The organism is Hominenteromicrobium mulieris, assembly GCF_046197855.1.
Taxonomy (GTDB): domain Bacteria; phylum Bacillota; class Clostridia; order Oscillospirales; family Acutalibacteraceae; genus Hominenteromicrobium; species Hominenteromicrobium mulieris.
This window is the reverse complement of sequence record NZ_CP173188.1, coordinates 2,881,141-2,900,295: the sequence shown is the minus strand read 5'-3', so window position 1 is coordinate 2,900,295 and position 19,155 is coordinate 2,881,141. Positions and strand designations below refer to the sequence as shown.

Genomic DNA, 19,155 nt, shown 5'->3' with positions numbered 1-19,155 from the left:
TACAAATCAAGCAGGGTATCGGTCTCGATACCCTGTCTTTATAAAATGTACTTTTGGGAGGAAAACAAAATGAGCTTGATCAAAGGCATTCACCACGTGGCACTGCGTCCGACGTATGCGCAGTTTGAAAAAGCAAAAACGTTCTATCTTGACCTGCTCGGCCTCAAGGTCGTGCGCCGGTGGGGCGACGAAAAATACCCCTGCATGATGATCTCCACCGGGGACAACAGCTGCATCGAAGTGCTGCCCGTCCCGGAAGAGAACGATGTGCCGCCGGAAGGCAAGTTTGCCCATCTCGCGCTCGCAACAGATGATACCGACGGTTGTGTCGCCCGTGTCCGTGAAGCCGGCTACGAGATCACCATCGAACCGAAAGATGTAGAGCTTTCCGACATCACCGCGCGCATTGCGTTCTGCACCGGCCCCTGCGGCGAAATCGTCGAGTTCTTTGATCAGAAGTAAGCCGATTTACAAAATTAAATCACCCAAAAGCAGAGTTTGAGGAGCTTTCCTCAAGCTCTGCTTGCATATTCGGCGGGTTTTCAGCCGCTAACCAAAAGGAGATTTTCGTTATGACCGATCTCATTTTGCGAATCTTTGTCCGCGATCATAAAAATACCGAGGATCCTGCCGTGCGCGACAAATGCGGCCGCGTGGCGGGTGCCGTCGGTATCGTCACAAATTTTCTGCTTTTTTTGATGAAGATTATCGTCGGCACGGTTTTTCACAGTGTTTCCGTCACGGCCGATGCCGTCAATAACCTCACAGATTCCGGCTCGTCCGTCGTCACGCTCATCGGCTTTAAAATGGCAAGTAAGCCGGCGGATGAAAAGCACCCGTTCGGCCACGCGCGCATCGAGTATCTTTCGGGCGTCATCGTCTCGTTCATCGTCATTTTCCTCGGGCTTCAGCTCGGCATGTCGTCCATTGAGAAAATCCTCACGCCGGAGGAAAACGCCCTCACGCCCGTCGCCCTCGTTGTGCTCGTCATTTCCATTCTGGCAAAGCTCTGGCAGTGCCTCTTTTACCGCAAGGTCGGCCGCATGATCAAATCCGAGTCCGTCGAAGCCACGTCCAAGGACAGCCGCAACGATGTCATCGCCACAAGCGTCGTGCTGCTCGGCGCCGTCATTACCATGCTCACCGGCGTGAATTTGGACGGCTACATGGGCGCGGCGGTTGCGCTGTTCATCGTGTTCTCCGGCGTGCAGCTTACAATCAGCACCGCAGATCCTCTCCTCGGCCAAGCGCCGGAGGGAGAACTCGTACAGACCATTACCGAGAAAATGCTCTCGTATCCCGGCATCATCGGCATGCATGACCTTGCTGTGCACAACTACGGCGTGGGCCGCTGTTTTGCCTCTGCCCATTGTGAGGTCGATGCCAAAAACGACATTCTCGTCAGCCACGATCTCATCGATAACATCGAGCGTGATTTCAGCCGTGACCTCTGTATCCACATGGTCATTCACCTTGACCCCGTTATCGTCGGCGATGCCCGCACCGATGCGCTGCACCGCAAAGTGCAGTCGCTCGTCACCGCGCTGTACCCCACCGTCACCATTCACGATTTCCGCGTCATCTGGGGCGTTACGCACAGTAATATCGTGTTCGACGCAGCCGTGCCGTTTTCGGTGAAGGACAGCGACGCCGTCATCACCCAAAAGTTAGAGGCCGAAATTCAAAAGCTCGACCCCGATTATCGCACCGTTGTCACCATAGACCGCAGATAAGTAAAGCACGCCGGTTCCCGAAATTCATCGGAAAGGGGCGTGCTTTTTAATATTTATATCAAATTATAAATATTTATTTCAACCTGCCAAGCAGCGTTTTGAGGAAATCATACACGCGGTCAAACGATTTTAGATTCATGTATTCGTCTGTCGTGTGGCAGTTTTCGCCGATGGGCGCGAACATCACAATGTCCAGCCCCTCCATGCGCGGCAGTAAAGAGCAGCATTCAAGTCCGCCCGGGCACGCCGTCTCCATCATCTCGTGGCCGTACACTTCTTTCATCAGGTCGGCCGTCATGCGGCGCATGTAGGAGTTCGGCTGGTATTCCCAGGAGTCATAGCGCAGGCTCGTCTCAAGCGTGAAGCCGCAGAGTTCAGCCAAGCGCTTCACGCGGCCGAGCACACTGTTTTTAAAGCTGCGGCTCGCCGCACGGTCGGACATCACCAGTTCAAATGCGCCGCCGTTTAACGATACCGTGCCCACGTTGTTCGTCGCCGTCATCTCCTCGCCCGCGGTCCGGATTGCCACCGTGTTCGAGGGCATCAGGTAGATCAAATCGACAATCGCCTGCGTATCGGCATCCGAAAGCATCTCGTTCGCCGCCGCATCGCGGATTTCAAGCGTCAAATTCTGCTTGCCGTCCTGCAATTCGCGGTCGATTTTCTCAAGCTCGCCGTTTAAAATCGCCTTCACAGTGTCCGGTTCGTCGCAGAGGATCACCGTTTTCGTCTCCACCGGCGCATAGTTTTCCGCTTCGCCGCCCGCCATGGTGGAAAGTCGGTACACCGCACCGTTTTCGGAAAGCGCATTAAGCAAACGCGCCGTGATCTTAATCGCATTGAACTGCTCCGGGTGCACCATTGCGCCGGAGTGCACCGGCTGCACGCCGGAAACCGTCAGCATGAGGGCCGCGCCCTTTGCAGGCTCCGTCTCGCACGTTTTCGTCAGTTTCATCAGGTCGCTCGTAAAGCAGGAAACACAGCTTGTGTATTCCACCGTCTCGCCCATCACGTCAAGGCCGATCATTCTTCTGGATTTCAGCTTGCCCGCGTCCAGCGCGTCCACGCCGTTGCAGCCGTTTTCCTCCTGCACCGTAAAGACGAGCTCCAGCGGCGGGTGGGGGAAATCCTCCTCCATCACAGCCAGCATGTACGCCACGCCGTAACCGTCGTCCGCGCCGAGCGTCGTGTCCTTCGCGCGGATGTCGCCCTTGTCGTCGACATAAATCTCAATGGGGTCATGCGAAAAATCATGCGTGCTCTCGGGTGTTTTCACGCATACCATGTCCATGTGCCCCTCCAGCATCACGACAGGCGCGTCTTCGTACCCTTTAGAAGCCGGCTTGCGCACGATGACATTCCAAAATTTGTCCTGCTCGTAGTTTAAACCGAGCTTTTCCGCAACGGAACACACGTAGTCGCTTACGGCTTTTTCTTCGGTTGAGGGGTGCGGAATGCCGCAGATTGCCTCAAAATATTTCTGGTTCGGTTTTGTTTGGTCGAGTACGAATGCCATGTTAAACGTCCTTTCCGCGCTCACGCCTCCGAAGAGGAGATGAGATATTTGAAAATCTGCAGCTTGTTTTCTTCGTACAGCCCAAGCTGCTCGTATAATTCCTTGTAGTAGCTGAAAAGCGCCGTGCGCGCCGTAATCGCCGTGCGCACCTTCGTCAGATGCACCGCGCTGCCGGGGTTGTCGTAGTAGTTGTAGATTGGCGCGGTCAGCGCAAAAAACCGTTCTGCATAGCGTATGTACGTCAAATTAAAATACAGGTCTTCGCTCCACGTCATTTCCTCGCTGCACCGCACGTCCGTGTGTGCGCGCACCAAATCGGCGCGGTAAAGCTTGTTCCACATCACGCCGTAGTAAAAGCTCGCCGGCTCCTGCATTAGCCCGCAGGCGAATTCCTCCTTTGTCATAAAGCCCATCGGCAGAAAGCCGAATGTCTGGAATTTCGCCAGCTGCTCCGTCAGCTGCTTCTTTTTATTCGGCAAAAGCGGGTCAAGCTTCGCTTCCTTTTTCGGCTTGTACGGCACAATGCGGTTATACGCCGCAATGACGAGATCGGCGTTGTTATCCTCCGCACGCTGAACGAGGAGTTCTGTCGCAAACGGCTCCAGTGTGTCGTCCGCGTCCACAAACTGCAAATATTTGCCTCGCGCCATGCGCATGCCGAGGTTCCGCGTCGCCGAAACGCCGGAGTTTTCCTTATCAATCAAAACGATGCGCGCGTCTGCCTTCGAGAGCATCTCGCACACCGGGTAGCTCACGTCCTTAGAGCCGTCGTTCAAAAGCAATATTTCAAGATTTTCATACGTCTGCCGCCGAATGCTCTCCACGCAGCGCACAATGTTGTTCTGCGCGTTGTAGATCGGCACGATCACGCTGACAAGCGGTTTCTGCATCAAAATACTTCCTTTCCTGCATCATGCTCCGTTTTTCCCTATTTTACCGCAGAAGGTTCCGGAAGAAAAGACTTTTTGAACATTCTACTTGCAAATCCGGTAAACACACCAAATTGACCAGTGCAAAATTAGCCAAAACGCATATTGACTTAAAGCAAACTTTTAATGTTATAGAAATGTATGAGGAGTCACACCCGCGCATAACGAATTCTTAGGAGGAGTTTTCGTGAAACCCAAGGTTTATTTCACAAAAACGGTCACCCCTGAAAAGGTCATTGAAATGTATAAGCAGCTCGATTGCAAGCTGCCCGGCAACGTCGCCATTAAGGTACATTCCGGCGAGTTCGGCAACAAAAACTTCCTGCGCTACCCGATTGACGAACCAACCTGAATATAGTAGAATACAGGTAAAGAACAACATTTGGAGGATTGGGATATGAACAAAAGTCAAATGGCAAAGCTTGCGGCAGCGGCCGGTGTGAACGGCCTTATGTATGACCCGAATGCAGAGGGCGTTTTCGGCAATGTGCAGGGGTATACCGTCACCATTATGCCGAACGCCAACAACCGCGTCTACTATATGCTTTCGCTTTCGGTCTCGCGCATGGGCATGGCGCCGAATCCCGCGGATTTCAAACCGCTTGAGAAAATGAATAAGGTTTTGAGCGGCTGTACCGTGCAGCGTTTCCGCGTCAATTTCCTTGTGAAGCTCTCCGGCAATAAAGATAAAATGGCAGAGGCCCTGCACAGTGCGCTTGATACGCTCATCACGTTCCTCAGAACAAACGGGTATACAAATTGCTGCGAGCATTGCGGTCGCCCGGAGGGCGTAGACGCCTACACCGTCTCCGGCAACGCATACCTTTTGTGTGAACCGTGCTTCGGGCAGGTTAGCGAAGCCGCCGCGCAGCAGAACCAGACAAAAATGCAGAAGCAGGAGCAGGTTTTGCCCGGCATCGTAGGTGCGCTTATCGGTTCGCTTATCGGCGCCGTCGTCATCGTCATCGTCGGTCAGCTCGGCTACGTCGCCGCCGTTTCCGGCCTTGTCATGGCCATCTGCACGTTAAAGGGCTACGAAATGCTCGGCAAAAAGCTCGGCACACCGGGCATCATCATTTCCTGCGTTTTGATGCTCCTGATGATCTTCCTTGCGTATCAGGCCGATTGGTCAATCACCGCGGCGCAGTTCTATGAGACCGATTTCTTCACCGCGTTCCGCGCCATGATGGATCTTATCAAAGAAGGCTATGTCGATTCCGGCGATTACTTCGGCGGCCTTGCACAGGTCTATCTCTTCGCCGTCATCGGTGCCGTGCCTACCATCATCGCCATGGCAAAGGGCGCAAAGCACATGGTCACCACCGCCAAAATGCGCAGCGCCTACGCACCCGTTTCGGCACCCGCAGCGGCTTCCGCGCAGATGCCCGTGCAGCCCGCTTCTTCGCCCACTGCTCCGCAGAACGTCGAAAAAGACATCGAAAAGTAAAATTCAAAAACCATCGCCCGCAGGCAACCGTTTTTCGTGCCTGCGGGCGATTCTTTACGTCTTTTTGTTCTGATTTTTGAGCTTTTCGGCCTCTGCCTGCGCTTTTTTTAACTGCTCCTGCGCAAGCTTGGCGCGCTTCATTGCGTCTTCCATTTTCTGTGCGGCACGCTCCGCTCGCTTTTGGGCTTCCTCCACGCGCTGCCGCGCTTCTTCGGCTTCCTTTTGCGCCTCCTCCGCCTTGCGCCGCGCTTCTTCCGCGAGATGTCTTTCTTCGTCTGCATCGGGATTTTGCACGGTGTCCTGTACAGGTTCGGGCGCAAGTTTAATATTCCAGCTCAAAAATTCTGGCGCAGATGGGGGCGGGGAGATCTACCGTCAGCGTGCCCTTCTCCGGGTTCCATGCGCATTTCGTGTTGTGGTTTGCGGGGTATGCGCAGCGCACATTTACGTGCTCGTTGCCGCGCAGGAAATCCACGGGCAGCGTGCAGCGGCCGTCCGGCGCGCCGCGTCTCCACACGGTGATGTACGCTTTGTGCGCGGTTTTAAGGCCCAGCGAGACCCACGTGTCCGCAAAGTGCGACGTACCGAGCGGCCAGAACGGCAGCGCGCGCTTGATGTCGCCGCGGATTGTCTTGTAATAATCGAGCGCTTCCTTGACGAGCGTGAAGTCCTCCTCGGGAATTTCCGCCAAATGACCGCTCTGGTGAATACGCTGCATCAGTGCGTTGCACATGTTAAATACGGCTTCCTCGCGTCCGCCGCCCTTCATCGGGTAGCTCCAAATGGCGCTCTGCTCCGGCGTCAGACCCGAGGGCGCGTTCGCCGCAATGGACGCATAGCGCAGGTAGTCCTCCTGGTCGCTCGTAGACTGAATGCTGTGGCGCGAGAGCATCGCGTAGTCGATGCGCATGCCGCCCGAGGAACAGTTTTCAATCACAAGGTCGGGGTAGCGGGCAAAGACGGAATCGAGCCAAGCAAGATATGCGCGCTCGTGCCCGAGTAAACCGTCGCCCACGCTGTCGGCGTTTAATTCCGTGCCGATGCCCGGCTCAATGTTATAATCCATCTTGATGTAGCCCACGTGGTAGTCGCGCACAAGGCGGTCAACGACCTCATTTGCGTGCTCCACGACCTCCGGGTTGCGGAAATCGAGCTGCCAGCGGCTGCGGTCGTGCACCTTTTTGCCGTGGCGTGTGAAGAACCAGTCCGGGTGCACGCGCGCGGCCTTCGGGCAGCAAATGCCCATTACTTCAATTTCGAGCCACACGCCCGGGATCATGCCCTTCGAGCGGATGTAGTCCATCACTTCCTCAAGGCCGTTCGGAAAACGTTCCTTACTCGGCAGCCATTCGCCCACGTTGTCCCACCAGAAGCCGTCCGCGTACCAGCCTGCGTCCACGCAGAAGTATTCGCAGCCCGCCTTGTGCGCCGCGTCGATGAGCGGCAGCTCTTTCGCCGTCGTCGGGTTGCCCCACAGGCAGTTCATGTAGTCGTTGAAAATGACGCACAGTTTCTCGTTGTCCGCATTTTTGCGGCGAATCAGGCGGCGGTACTTCGTCAGCTCGCCCATGGCGTCATCAAATTTGCCGAGCGTGGAGCCCACGCACACCGGCACTGTCGTGAATGTTTCGCCCGGCTGCAAATTCTTCCACCAGTGCGATTCCGTTTCCGTCGGGCCGCTTAACTGAATGTAGAAGTTGCCCATCTGGTCGCTGATTTCCCAGTGCCACGAGCCGTTGTGCTCGATCTGCCAGAATAAATTGGAGCCCGTTTCCGTGTTTTCAAGCAGTCCCATCGGCAGGTATTCCTTTGTAGACCAGTTGCCGATGTTCGTCGCACCAATCACCTTAGAGGAGCGCTGAATTTCCTCGGGCTGGCAGCGGGCGAGACCGAGCTGCGGGAAAGTGTAGCTTTCCCACTGCATTTCGCGCTGCCAGCCGTTGTGCGGGTACCAGACGCGCATTTTGTCGTCGGTCGAAAGCATACCCTCTTTTTCGATGCCGGTGAGGGCAAAGGAGGAAACGTATTCCAGCCCCTGCGGCTCTGTTCCGACATTTTTCACGTCCGTCCAGCAGCGTACAGCCTGAACGCCGTTATAAAACTGCATATGCGAAATCGTTTCAATACCGCAGGTCTTATCTTCCATGTGGATTTCCAGCTTGCGGCCGAACTCGTTGTGCTTGTCTGCAAAATAGACGAGCTTCATGCGGTCGCCGGGGCTTGTGGAAATGTATTTGTTGCCGTGGCGCTCGCCCGGTCGGTTTTGCCCGGAGATCATAATTTCCAAGAGATTGTATCGCTCGGTGTTCAGGCGCAAGCCGCCCGTCTCGCGGTCGTGCACGTGCAGCAGACTGCGCTCGTCAAAGGGGAGCGCAGAGAAGTGCAGCAGCTTGCAGCCGAAATCTTCCGTCTTTTCAAAAACGAGATGCAGCCCGTTTTCGTCAATTTGAATCAAATCCATAGTATAAGCCTTTCCGCAGATAAATCTGCTGTGATCTATGCTGAGTTGTCTGTACAAATAGTAGCACAATCGGAGAGGCTTTTCAAGGGGGTTATCGGTCGCGGCTTTGCTCCGCACGCATGCCGAGCGCAGAATACTGCAAAGCGTGCGAAAGTCGTGCCGAAGCCTTTTGCAGGTGCTTGCACACCGTGCCGCGCGTCAGGTGCAGCTCGTCCGCAATCTCCTGCATTGTCAGCCGCTCGCCGTAGTAAAGCTGCACGCAGTCGCGCTGGCGGTCAGTCAGCTCATTGCCGATGGCGCGCCGCAGCAAAACCTGCGCTTCTAAAAGCTCATTTTTGTTTGTCTCTGCGCCGATGCGGCTGAGTAGCTTCGCCTGCCGTGCACCGGCGGAAAGGGGCTTATATCCGCTCACGAAACCGCCCTCCTTCCGCGCTTTTGCAGCGCATGGCCTGTTACAAGGCACTCCAAATACATGGTGTAAAGCATCTGCACACGCTGGGCCTGCTCGCCTGCAATGTCATAGTCGCGTTCGGCGCGGATGACGAGCAGCCGCCGTTTGATGCGCTCCGCCTCATCCAAATACTCCTGTCCCCAGGAAATGTAATCGTTCACTTGCAGTCACGATCCTTTCGTTTCAAAATAGAACATGTGTTCGTCAGCTCTCATCATAAACAAAAATTTCCGAAATGTCAATCGAACACGGAACAAATGTTCAAAAGATGTCCTGTGATGTCCTATAATGTCCTGCGATGTCCGCTTTTCTGCATATTTATATGGAATTATTTACATTTTGGGGCTGTTATTTTGCGCTTTTTTGATATATAATAAAGGTGTATTTAAACTTGAAATGACTGAACGCCTTGGCGTTTTGACCGAAAGGAGTTTTATCATGAACTTTTTGAAGAATATCTCGGCCGTATTTAAGACCGCCGGCGGCGCCGTACAGGGCGCTGTGAAAGTGGTAGAGGAAAAGAACCGCCGCACTGCGCTCATGAATCGCCTGCGCACCGTTATCCGCTGTGAGGAAAAGGCAGAGGAGCGCGCCTATCTCGCTCTCGGCCGCTACTACTACCACAACCTGCGCGATGCAGAGAACACCGTTACGGAGCCGTACTGCATCGACATTGAAGCCGCCCAGAAGCGCATCGATGCCGCTGTGGAGAAGCTGGAAGCCCTGACCCATGAGGGTGACAGCGAAGCGGAAGAAGAGGAGATCACCCTTGACGACGTGCAGGAGTACACTCCCACGCCGGAAGAGGAAAAGGAAGCCGAAGAAGCCGCATTCGTGCCGGACGGTACCGTAGACGAAGCCGTGGAAGCGGCAGAGCCTGCCGCCGAGCAGCCGGAAACGACTGAGCCCGAAAAAGACGAAAGCGAAGAAGTTCCCTACGAATAATGCGCTTTAAAATGAACGTTAAAAGGCGGACCTGAGGTCCGCTTGATTCCTTGCGCGGAAAAACGCCCACCTTTTGCGCCGGGGCAGATTCCGTTTGCAGAAAGTGAGTGAATTTGATGTCTACGAAGATACAGAAAGATATTGTCTGCCCCGCCTGTGGCCAGACGCAGAAATTAGAGATGTACACAAGCGTCAATGCGGAGGAAAACCCCGAGCTGCGCCGCGACATCCTGCGCGAATCCATGTTTGACTGGGAATGCCTCCACTGCGGCTACACCGCGCAGATGGCGTACCCCATGATCTACCATGACCCGATGAACGCGTTTATGATCTGTCTGCGCCCCTCCGGCGCTGTTTCCGGCGCGGAGCCTATCCCCGCCGTGCGCGCGCTGAAAAAGCGCAGCGTGAAAAACCCGCAGGAGTTAAAGGAGAAAATCCTCATTTTCGAGGCCGGCCTCGATGATGCCGCCGTGGAACTTGTGAAAAACGCCATCGTCACCGTGGTGCGCAAAAATCTGGACGGCAATGTGCACGCCTATTTCTGCGCCGCAACGGAGGAGGAGCTGCGTTTTGCGCTGTTCGTCAAGGGTCGTCAGGAGCCCGTGTACCAGACCACCAAAATGGCCGTGTACCGCCAGTCGCAGGAGGTTTTGCGCACGCTCGATTACAAATCCCCGGACGATTTCGCCGTCGTCAACTCCAAGCTCGCCCAAAGCCTTTTGGACGAGTATAAGTCGATCTAACCCAATAAAAGCAAACGGCACCGCGTTTTGTAACGGTGCCGTTTTTCTATGCGCGCATGTGTACAGGCTTTGCGTTTTGTGGGTTTATGGGTAAATCACTTCGGCGCCGCAATGGGACAAGCGCGCGAAAAGACGCAGACCGGCGGCGTTGTGATGAGTTACCGCTACGAAGACGGCAGCTTGCAGGCGTTTCTGGAAAAAAACCCGGAGCTCTTGCGGTGAATTTTGGATTTAACGGAGCGCTTCAAACAAAAAAGCACCGCACACTCGTTTTTGAGCGTGCGGTGCGATTTTTATGCGATTTTTCGGGGTGCGGAGGCGCTGATTCAATCAAACAGAGCGCGGATTGAATTCTGGTGCTGCTCGGTATTGACGGCCATTTCGTTGACGGCGAAAAGCACGTCCGTGATGCCGTGCTCCGTGCAGTAGGTCGGCAGGTCGCCTTCAAAGTAGCGGAAGTCCACCACGTGCACCTCGTCAAAGCTTGCGCCGAGGAACGGACCCATGGCGTTGCCGTAGGAGTCCTTCACCACAAGCAGCTTGCGGCCCGTGGAAAGGTCGTGGTTCGTGATGCGCACGCAGCCCATATCGCCGTGCAGGTACATGGCGTAGCCGAGGCTCTCGTCGTGGCTATTGAGGCTGTCGGTTTCCTCAAAATACTGCCCGTCATACGAAATTTCGCATGTGTAGTTGTACTTCGGGTCGTAGAGATCGAGTGTATCGGGGTTGTTGTTCAGCACGTCTTCGCTCGTAACGTAGGCAAGGTAGCCCGTGAAGTCAGAGGACGTTTTCGTGAAGCTGTCGAGCGTCGTGGGCGTTACACCTGCCGCTTCGCAGAACTTTTTATACGCGTAAAACGCGCCGAGCGGTGCCCAGTGGGTATCGGTATCAAAATAAATGTCTTCGTTGTTGTGCAGGTTCAGCGCATCGTAAATATCCACCGCGGTGATGCTTGCGGAAAGCGTATTGTTGACCGCCATGGTGTTCTCACGCTGGGAAGCTTCCTCATAGTAATTGCGCACGCGCTCCGGCACGCCGAATTCCGAGTGATTCGGGATGACCATGCTGTACACCTTTGTGCCGGAAAGCTGGCTTGCACAGTCATTCAGCGTTTCGGCGTAGGCGGTCGCCATGCTGTCGCTGCCGTAGAACATTTCAAAGCCCTTGTTATTGTAGATGAGAATGCCCGAGGACATGTAGCCCTCCGTGCCGTCGTCATAGATCGGCGGCGGTGTCGGCTCCGGCGTGGCGGTCGGCTCTGCGGTGGGGGTAGGTGTCGGCTCTGCCGTTGCGGCGGCTTCCGGTGTCGGCTCCGGCGTAGGTGTGGCGGCAGCGGGTAAGAGCTTGCCGAACGCGCCGAGGCTGTACGCAATGTACCCCAAAATGCCGATGGCCAAAACGATCATCACGATGACGATGGGCACGACGGGCGAGCGCTTTCGGCGCGGCTTCTCGTCGTAGCCTTCCTCATATTCTTCGTACTCTTCGTAGTCGTCTTCGTCCTCATACGGCTCCGGTCGTGGAGCGGGTGCAGGCGCGGGGCGCTCCGAGCGGGGCGCTTCCTGTTGCGGCGCTGCCGGTACGGGATATTCGCGTGTTTCTTCAAAGCCCTCGGGACCGCTTTTCGGCGGCTTCGGGGTAAAATGCAGATTTTCTATGGAGGAGGGGACGCGCTTTTCGCTTTGTGACGATTGCTTTGCGTACAGCGTTTCCGGCGTCAGCTCGGAAGCCGTGCTGCGCGGGTCAGCCTTTGCGGCGCGGCGCGCTCTGTCTTCGGCAGAATACGGGCGCTGATTTTTGCCGGCCATGTGCTTTGCCATTGGATCCATCCTTTCTGTAAAAAGGGTCGTTTATTTTCTCAAGAAAAAAGCCGCGCGGAAACAGACCGCTGCGGCTTTTCGATTTCCATGTCCATTATACTGGCTTAGAAAGAAATTGTCAATTCCCGTATGCTCAGTGTGCGACCGGCAAATACCCCACTTTCTTCATGACCTTTTGCAAAGTACGGCGCGCAATGGCCTCTGCACGAGGCGCGGCCTCGCTGTAGCACTTTTCAAGGTATGCCTTGTCCTTGATGAGCTCGTTATAGCGCGCCTGAATGGGCTCGAGCTCCTTGACGACGGCTTCGCCCACGGCGGTCTTGAAATCACCGTAGCCGCGGCCCTCGAATTCCTTTTCAATCTCGTCATAGCTTTTGCCCGTAATGCAGCTGTAAATGCCCATCAGGTTATTGATGCCGGCTTTGTTTTCGCCGTAGTAGACGCGGGCTTCACTGTCCGTGACAGCACGTTTGAACTTTTTCATGATCTCCGCCGGGGTATCGAGCATAGTGATGAAGCCCGCCGTGTTTTCATCGGATTTGCTCATCTTCTTCGTCGGGTCCTGCAAAGACATGATGCGCGCGCCGGTCTTCGGGATAAGACCCTCCGGCACGACGAATGTCGGGGAGTAAAGCCCGTTAAAGCGCTCCGCAATGTTGCGGCAAAGCTCAAGGTGCTGCTTCTGGTCAGCACCGATCGGCACGTAATCGGCGTTATAAAGCAGAATATCCGCCGCCATCAGGCTCGGGTAAGTGAACAGCCCCGCGTTTACGTTATCGGCGTGCTTTGCGGATTTATCCTTAAACTGCGTCATGCGGGAGAGCTCGCCGAACTGGGTGTAGCAATTCAATACCCATGCAAGCTGTGCGTGCTCCGGCACCTGACTCTGGATGAAGAAAATGCTCTTTTCCGGGTCGATGCCGAGCGCGAGCATCATCGCGTAGGCGGAAAGCGTGTTTTTGCGGAATTCCGCCGGGTTCTGGCGCACGGTGATGGCGTGCAGGTCGGCAAGCGCGTACACGCATTCATAGTCGTTCTGCAGCGCGACGAAGTTCTTCAGCGCACCGAGGTAGTTGCCGAGCGTGAACATGCCCGTCGGCTGAATCATGCTCAAAACGCGCTTCTTTTTTGTTTCGGGTGTGGTGTTTACGGTATTTTCCATGGTGATTTTCCTCTCTGATATCCTTTATTTTTCCACCATCTCGCGGATGGTCTCGCCAAGCAGCGTGATGCCCTTTGTGAGCTGCTCATCGGTCGGGGTGGAGAAATTGATGCGGAACGCGTCGCACGGCTCGTTTTCATCCGTCAAAAATGCGGTGCCCGGCACAACGCAAACCTTCTTTTCGAGCGCTTTCTGTACGAATTCCATCATGTCAATGCCCTTCGGCAGGTGGCACCACGCGAACAGACCGCCGTTGAACGGGTCCCACGTGATGTACGGCGCAAGGTGCTTTTCCATGAGGTCAAGGAGCAAAGCGCGCTTTTTCGTGTAGATTTTTCTAAGCCCCGCAAGATGCGCGTCAAAGTCATATTCCGTCATGAAGCGGTAGCACAGAACCTGCGACCAGATATTCGTGTGCACGTCCTGCCCCTGCTTGCAGACGGTCATTTTGGCGAGAACCGGCTTTGGGCCGATGGCGTAGCCCACGCGCATACCGGGGGAGATGACCTTAGAGAACGAACCGGCGTAGAGGACGATGCCGTCCGTATCAAACGACTTGATGCTCGGCAGCGGCTCGCCTTCATAGTAAAGGTCGCCGTAGGGGTTGTCTTCCAGAATCATTACGTCGTGCGCTTTGGCAAGCTCATACAGGCGGTGACGCTTTTCAAGGCTCATCGTGATGCCGGAGGGGTTTTGAAAGTTTGGAATCGTATAGATGAACTTCACGTTCTTTTCGGTCTCGAGCGCCTTTTCCAGCGCTTCCATGTTCATGCCGTCCGTGTCCATCGGGATGCCGACGAGCTTGGCTTTGTAGGAACGGAAGTCGTTTAAAGAGCCGATGAAGCTCGGCGCTTCACAAATAACGGTTTCGCCTTCGTTTAAGATGGATTTTGTGAACAGATCCATGATCTGCTGTGCGCCGCTTGTGACGAGCACGCCGTCATCCTCGGTGCCGATGTTTTTGGAGGACTTCATGTAGTCCTTAAGATGCCGTAAAAGCGGCGGGTAGCCCTCCGTTGTGCTGTACTGGAGCGCCAAAATCGGCTCTTCTTCCATCAGCTTTGCGGAAATGGCGGCAAGCTGTTTAGACGGGAACGCTTCCGGCGCAGGGTTGCCGGCGGAAAGCGAAACATAGCTCGGGTCAGCGGCGTATTTAAAGATTTCACGGATTGCCGAGGGCTTTAACGTGAGCACGCGGTCTGAAAATTTGTATTCCATCGTAACGTCACCTTTCTATATGATTCATTTGATTTTGCACTTTCAGGCTTTTACGGGTGTATCTGAAAACAAAGGAAACGCAGGATATTTCGCAAAGACGAGGCGGGTTCAAGGCGAAAACCGCAGGAAGCCTTCCGGCTGCCGAGGATTTTCAACGCAGAAACCGTCCGTATTTGTGGAATAGACAAGTTTTTGACTTTTCAGATGCACCCCAAAAAGTAAAACCTCTTGCGCCCTTAAAACAAGGGACAAGAGGTCAAATTCCTGCGGTACCACCCAAATTGGCGCATAAACGCCCGCTTTACAGCCGTAGTTACGGCTTGGCTTCTAACGCGGCCAAACGTCGGGCGATTTTCCCGCCCGCCCTCATGGAGCCATTCGCCGCGCAGCCCGCACCCCGTCTCACCGAAAGGGGCTCTCTTTGCCGTTTTGCATCGGGTACTATTTCCAATCATCGGTTTTGATATTACCGCTATTCTAAGCCCTTTTTTGCGGTTTGTCAAGTCGGCACAGCCGGAAAACTGTAAATTTCCACGTGGGAAGCAAGAGAAACCGACAAGGAAAATGCGCATGAAAGGCGCGGCGACAGAAACCTTGTGCTTTTCACAAAACAATCCTAAAACCCGCCTGCCTGTTTCGTGTTTTCCTGCGGGCAAGGCTTCGTATAATGGTAGCACAGAAAAGACAAAGTGCAGGAAAGGGCGGAAAAGACAATGGAGGAAAAAGCAGTTTTAAGAGTGCGGGACCGCATAAGCGCGGCCCTTACCGTGCCGTATGTGCGCAGGGCGGTATGGCTGATGGCGGGCGGCCTTGCGGGCTTTTTAACGGCGCGCGGGCTCGTCTTCGGCAAATACGCGCCGTTTGCGGCGGCAGGCGCGGCGGCAGCGCCGTTTTCGACCATGTGGGCGGTCATCCTCGGCGGTGCGGTGGGCTACTTGTTCCCGTCGCCCGTGGATATCCCCGCGCGCTACATCGCGGCTTTGCTCGCCGTGGGGGCCATCCGATGGTCGCTGTCGGAGTTAAAGTCCATCCGCGACCACCCGGTCTTCGCACCGGTCACGGCATTTTTGCCGCTGCTTTCGACGGGCATCGCCATGGTGTTTTTAAACGGCTCGCTTTCAAATGTGCTCGCCATGTACATTGCGGAGTCGTTTTTGGCGGCGGGCACGGCGTATTTTCTGCGCCGCACCGTGCAGCTTTTGGAGACCCACCGCGAGACCGCCGTGTTTGACAGCGGCGACGTGGCGGCTGTTATCGTCTCGCTCGGCGTTTTGCTGCTCTCGTTTTCAAACGTGACCGTCTCGCACATTTCCGTCGGGCGCGTGCTCATCGTGCTGACGGTACTCGTCTGCGCGCGCATCGGCGGGCTTGCGGGCGGCGCGGTGGCGGGCATTGCGGCGGGCACGGTGCAGGGGCTCTCCACGGCGGGGCTTTCGTATCTCTCCGGCGCGTACGGCCTCGGCGGGCTGATGGCCGGCGTGTTCTCGCCACTCGGCAAATTCGCCGTGGCGGTGGCGTTCGTCATTTCAAACGGCATCGCATCCTTGCAGGTGAACAGCACTTCGCAGGTGTTTTACGGCGCGGTGGAGGTGGCCGCGGCCTCCATTTTATACATGCTTTTGCCGCAGAGCCGACGGCTTTCCAGTTTATTCACCGCGCACGGGGACAGGCTGCCGGGCGATTCTCTTAGAAAAAACGTTATTTTGCGCCTGCGGTATACGGCGGAAGCCATGCGCAGCGCATCGGATTCCGTAGATCGCATCTCGGAAAAGTTGGAGACGACCGCGGCGGCTGACCTGCCGCATGTGTACGGCCGCGCGGCGGAGAAGGTTTGCACCGGGTGCAGCCAATGCGCAGTGTGCTGGCGCAAAAATCGCGACGAGACCCAAAAAACGTTCTCGCGGCTTTCGTATCCGCTGCGGGAGCGCGGCAAAATCGAACGCAGCGACTTTGATGTGCCGTTTTTGACGCGCTGCAACCGTGCCATGGAGCTGAGAGACGCCGTAAACGGCGAATACCGCGAGCTTTTGGCAAAAGAAAGCGCCCGTATGCGCGCCGAACAGGTGCGCGCCATCGTCGAAGAACATTTCCGCTCCACGGCGCAGATGCTCGGCGACATGGCGGAGGAATTCGAGCAGTACCAGCGCTTTGATGAGGACAGTGCAGAGCAGGTGCGCGAGGTCTTGCGCCACCGCGAGCTCACGCCGATTGAAGTCTGCTGCCGCATCGATAAATTCGGCCGCATGACGATTGAAGCAAACATTTGCCGCACACACGGGGTGCACATCAACAAAGGGCAGCTGACACGCGAGATCTCCGGCGCGTGCGGGCGCACGTTCACCCAGCCGAGCGTGACGGCGGCGGGCGATACCTTAAAGCTGCAAATGTGCCAGAAGCCCGTTTACGCCGTGCAGCGCGGCTTTGCGCAGCACGCAGCAAACGGCGCGTCTCTCTGCGGCGATTGCGCCGAGGCGTTCACGGACGGCAGCGGGCGGTATATCTCGGTTTTAAGCGACGGCATGGGCACGGGCGGCCGGGCAGCTGTGGATGGCACAATGACCGCGGGTATGGCGCAGTCGCTTCTCAAAGCCGGTATCGGATTTGAGAGCACACTGAAGATGATCAACTCCGCCATGCTCGCAAAGGGCGGGGAGGAGTCGCTTGCAACGCTGGATGTTGCGTGCATCGACCTCTTTACGGGGCACGTCTCCCTGCGCAAGGCGGGCGCGGCGGGCACGGTGCTGCGCAGGCGCAAGAAGACGGAGTATCTGGAAGCCAAAAGCGTGCCCGTGGGCATTCTGCCGGAAATCGCCTTTGCCCGCAGCGAAAAAGACCTCGATGCGGGCGATATGCTCGTCATGGTCTCGGACGGCGTGACGGCTTCCGGCACGGAGTGGCTATGCGACCTCATTGCAAACTATGAGGACGACGACCCGCAGGCGCTTTCCGAGCGCATTGTGGAGCGCGCCGTAAAAGACCGCACAGACGGACACGAGGACGACGTAAGCGCCGTGGTGCTCCTGATCGAATGACGTACAATTCAAAAGTTCTCCCTGAAATCTGTGTAAGATTACCATTGAATAGCCTTATAAAGTATGGTATACTTATACAAGTTTATGAGATATAATATCTCAATATTTGAGCAATTTATGCAAAAGAAGGGAGAAGTCCATGAATAAAAGAGCAAGCGGTGTGCTGATGCACGTTTCCTCCCTGCCCGGTGCCTACGGCATCGGCTGCTTTGGTAAGGAAGCGAAAGAGTTCATCGACTTTTTGAGTGACACCGGCTGCACCTATTGGCAGGTGTTGCCGTTCACGCCGACCGACGCGTACAATTCGCCGTATGCCAGCATTTCGGCGTTTGCGGGCAACCGCAATTTCATCGACCTCGAGCAATTGCGCGACGAGGGCTTACTGACAGACGACGAGCTGCGCGAGCAGATGTATGCAAACCCGTATTCCGCCGCGTTCGATTTTCTGGAGCTGCGCCGCATTCCGGTCTTATACCGCGCATTTACCCGTGCGGACGAAGCCTACCGCGATAAGGTACGCGCGTTCGCCGAGGAAAACAAGAGCTGGCTGCCGGACTACGCGCTGTATATCATCTTGAAAGAAGCGAATATCGGCGCAGAGTGGTATGACTGGGCTGACGAAGACCTGAAGCTTCATCGCCCCGAAGCCGTCGCGAAAGCGATGGAGGAGCAGGCCGAGACCGTGCTTTTCATGGAGTTCATCCAGTACACGTTCTTCGAGCAGTGGAAGAAGATCAAAAAATATGCAAACAGCAAAGGGGTGGAGATCATCGGCGATCTGCCGATGTACGTTGCGAGAAACAGTGCCGACGTGTGGGCGAACCGCCATCTGTTCGATCTGACAGAGGACGGCGAGCCGAAGAATGTGGCGGGCGTGCCGCCGGATTATTTCAGCGAGTTCGGCCAGAAGTGGGGCAACCCGCTTTATAACTGGGCAGAGATGAAAAAAGACGGCTACCGTTGGTGGATGGATCGCCTCGGCGCGTGCTTTAAGCTGTTTGACGCCGTGCGCATCGACCACTTCCGCGCTTTTTCCGCCTACTGGGCCGTGCCCGCCGAAGCGGAGACCGCCAAAGAAGGGCAGTGGCTCGACGGCCCGAAGACGGATTTCTTCGACGCCGTGAACCGCACGTTCAAAAATCCAAAGATCATTGCCGAGGACCTCGGCATCATCGACGACGGTGTGATCGACCTGCTGGAAAAAACGCAGCTGCCGTGCATGCGCGTGATGCAGTTTGCGTTTATGGAAGGCAAAGACAACATGCACATGCCGCACAACTACCCGAAAAACTGCGTGGCCTATACCGGCACGCACGATAACAACACCGTGCTCGGCTGGCTGTGGGAGGCACAGCCGTATGAGCGCGAGCATGCGCTGAAATACTGCGCGTTCCCCGGCGGTGACTGGGCGGTCGGCGGCAGCGAAAGTGCTTCTTGCCACGCCGTCATCCGCACGCTGTGGCAGAGCCCCGCGAATACGGTCATTGTGCCGGTGCAGGACCTCTGCGGCTTCGGCAAGGACACAAAAATGAACGTGCCCGGCGTGCCGAACGGCAACTGGGCGTTCCGCGTCACGCAGGAGCAACTCGACGGCATCGACAAAAAGTGGCTCAAAGAATTAAACGATGTCTATTACAGAAACAAATAACAGCAAAAGGCCGGCGGGTTTCCGTCGGCTTTTGTCTTGCAAATTTCTGA

18 protein-coding genes and 1 other annotated feature are annotated in these 19,155 nt (G+C 55.7%); of the genes, 9 read left to right on the top strand and 9 right to left on the bottom strand.

Translation table 11 applies throughout. The annotated features are described in order from the left end of the window. Positions 1-69: 69 nt before the first annotated feature. On the top strand, positions 70-462 hold the full coding sequence (locus tag ACI0CA_RS14340; RefSeq protein ID WP_412264245.1) for a VOC family protein: 393 nt from the start codon (positions 70-72) through the stop codon (positions 460-462). A 110-nt stretch (positions 463-572) separates the two neighbouring features. Next, on the top strand, positions 573-1,733 hold the full coding sequence (locus ACI0CA_RS14335; RefSeq protein WP_308448534.1) for a cation diffusion facilitator family transporter: 1,161 nt from the start codon (positions 573-575) through the stop codon (positions 1,731-1,733). 73 nt (positions 1,734-1,806) lie between these two features. Here the strand turns inward: ACI0CA_RS14335 and pepD are convergent, their stop codons facing one another. After that, positions 1,807-3,249, bottom strand: a complete 1,443-nt coding sequence (pepD, locus tag ACI0CA_RS14330; protein WP_308448535.1) for a beta-Ala-His dipeptidase — start codon at positions 3,247-3,249, stop codon at positions 1,807-1,809. Positions 3,250-3,269: 20 nt separating this feature from the next. Beyond that, a complete protein-coding gene (locus ACI0CA_RS14325; protein WP_176819800.1) occupies positions 3,270-4,139 on the bottom strand; it encodes a glycosyltransferase in 870 nt (289 codons plus the stop codon). A gap of 226 nt (positions 4,140-4,365) precedes the next feature. On the opposite strand from ACI0CA_RS14325, the gene ACI0CA_RS14320 reads away from it, so the two are divergent. Beyond that, positions 4,366-4,530, top strand: a complete 165-nt coding sequence (locus tag ACI0CA_RS14320) for a hypothetical protein (protein ID WP_412330504.1) — start codon at positions 4,366-4,368, stop codon at positions 4,528-4,530. A 45-nt stretch (positions 4,531-4,575) separates the two neighbouring features. Next, positions 4,576-5,625 (top strand): hypothetical protein, encoded by a 1,050-nt coding sequence (locus ACI0CA_RS14315; RefSeq protein ID WP_412353367.1) that lies wholly within the window; start codon positions 4,576-4,578, stop codon positions 5,623-5,625. A gap of 54 nt (positions 5,626-5,679) precedes the next feature. Here the strand turns inward: ACI0CA_RS14315 and ACI0CA_RS14310 are convergent, their stop codons facing one another. From ACI0CA_RS14310 to ACI0CA_RS14295, 4 genes are all read right to left on the bottom strand, one after another. Further along, complete coding sequence (locus ACI0CA_RS14310; RefSeq protein WP_412353368.1) at positions 5,680-5,964, bottom strand: hypothetical protein; 285 nt, start codon at positions 5,962-5,964, stop codon at positions 5,680-5,682. Beyond that, entirely contained in the window at positions 5,948-8,086 is a 2,139-nt protein-coding gene (locus tag ACI0CA_RS14305; protein ID WP_417112936.1) for a glycoside hydrolase family 36 protein, read from the bottom strand. The genes ACI0CA_RS14310 and ACI0CA_RS14305 overlap by 17 nt, the downstream gene beginning before the upstream one ends. Before the next feature lie 91 nt (positions 8,087-8,177). Beyond that, the gene (locus tag ACI0CA_RS14300; RefSeq protein WP_176819805.1) at positions 8,178-8,498 is read right to left on the bottom strand and encodes a sigma-70 family RNA polymerase sigma factor; all 321 of its coding nucleotides are present in this window, start codon (positions 8,496-8,498) and stop codon (positions 8,178-8,180) included. Beyond that, positions 8,495-8,698, bottom strand: coding sequence for a hypothetical protein (locus tag ACI0CA_RS14295; RefSeq protein ID WP_176819806.1), 204 nt, complete (start codon positions 8,696-8,698; stop codon positions 8,495-8,497). Before ACI0CA_RS14295 ends, ACI0CA_RS14300 begins: the two co-directional genes overlap by 4 nt. A 277-nt stretch (positions 8,699-8,975) precedes the next feature. On the opposite strand from ACI0CA_RS14295, the gene ACI0CA_RS14290 reads away from it, so the two are divergent. The 3 genes from ACI0CA_RS14290 (at position 8,976) to ACI0CA_RS14280 (ending at position 10,447) form a co-directional block, all read left to right on the top strand. Then, on the top strand, positions 8,976-9,482 hold the full coding sequence (locus tag ACI0CA_RS14290; protein ID WP_417412179.1) for a hypothetical protein: 507 nt from the start codon (positions 8,976-8,978) through the stop codon (positions 9,480-9,482). Positions 9,483-9,598: 116 nt separating this feature from the next. Then, positions 9,599-10,225, top strand: coding sequence for a CpXC domain-containing protein (locus ACI0CA_RS14285; RefSeq protein ID WP_176819822.1), 627 nt, complete (start codon positions 9,599-9,601; stop codon positions 10,223-10,225). 48 nt (positions 10,226-10,273) lie between these two features. Next, on the top strand, positions 10,274-10,447 hold the full coding sequence (locus ACI0CA_RS14280; RefSeq protein ID WP_446807015.1) for a hypothetical protein: 174 nt from the start codon (positions 10,274-10,276) through the stop codon (positions 10,445-10,447). Positions 10,448-10,551: 104 nt separating this feature from the next. On the opposite strand, the gene ACI0CA_RS14275 is transcribed toward ACI0CA_RS14280, so the two are convergent. The 3 genes from ACI0CA_RS14275 to ACI0CA_RS14265 form a co-directional block, all read right to left on the bottom strand. After that, complete coding sequence (locus tag ACI0CA_RS14275) at positions 10,552-12,045, bottom strand: DHHW family protein (RefSeq protein ID WP_343284564.1); 1,494 nt, start codon at positions 12,043-12,045, stop codon at positions 10,552-10,554. Between the two features lie 133 nt (positions 12,046-12,178). Then, positions 12,179-13,207, bottom strand: a complete 1,029-nt coding sequence (trpS, locus tag ACI0CA_RS14270) for a tryptophan--tRNA ligase (protein WP_343284565.1) — start codon at positions 13,205-13,207, stop codon at positions 12,179-12,181. 24 nt (positions 13,208-13,231) lie between these two features. Further along, positions 13,232-14,425, bottom strand: a complete 1,194-nt coding sequence (locus ACI0CA_RS14265) for an aminotransferase-like domain-containing protein (RefSeq protein ID WP_417422831.1) — start codon at positions 14,423-14,425, stop codon at positions 13,232-13,234. A gap of 241 nt (positions 14,426-14,666) precedes the next feature. Further along, positions 14,667-14,889, bottom strand: a binding site (T-box leader). A 249-nt stretch (positions 14,890-15,138) separates the two neighbouring features. Between ACI0CA_RS14265 and ACI0CA_RS14260 the strand changes: the two genes are divergently transcribed. Together ACI0CA_RS14260 and malQ are read left to right on the top strand one after the other, a co-directional pair. After that, entirely contained in the window at positions 15,139-17,457 is a 2,319-nt protein-coding gene (locus tag ACI0CA_RS14260) for a SpoIIE family protein phosphatase (protein WP_417422830.1), read from the top strand. A 106-nt stretch (positions 17,458-17,563) separates the two neighbouring features. Beyond that, positions 17,564-19,105 carry a 4-alpha-glucanotransferase gene (gene malQ / locus ACI0CA_RS14255; protein WP_308448548.1) on the top strand — a complete coding sequence of 514 codons (1,542 nt, stop codon included), beginning with the start codon at positions 17,564-17,566 and terminating at the stop codon, positions 19,103-19,105. Positions 19,106-19,155 lie beyond the last annotated feature (50 nt).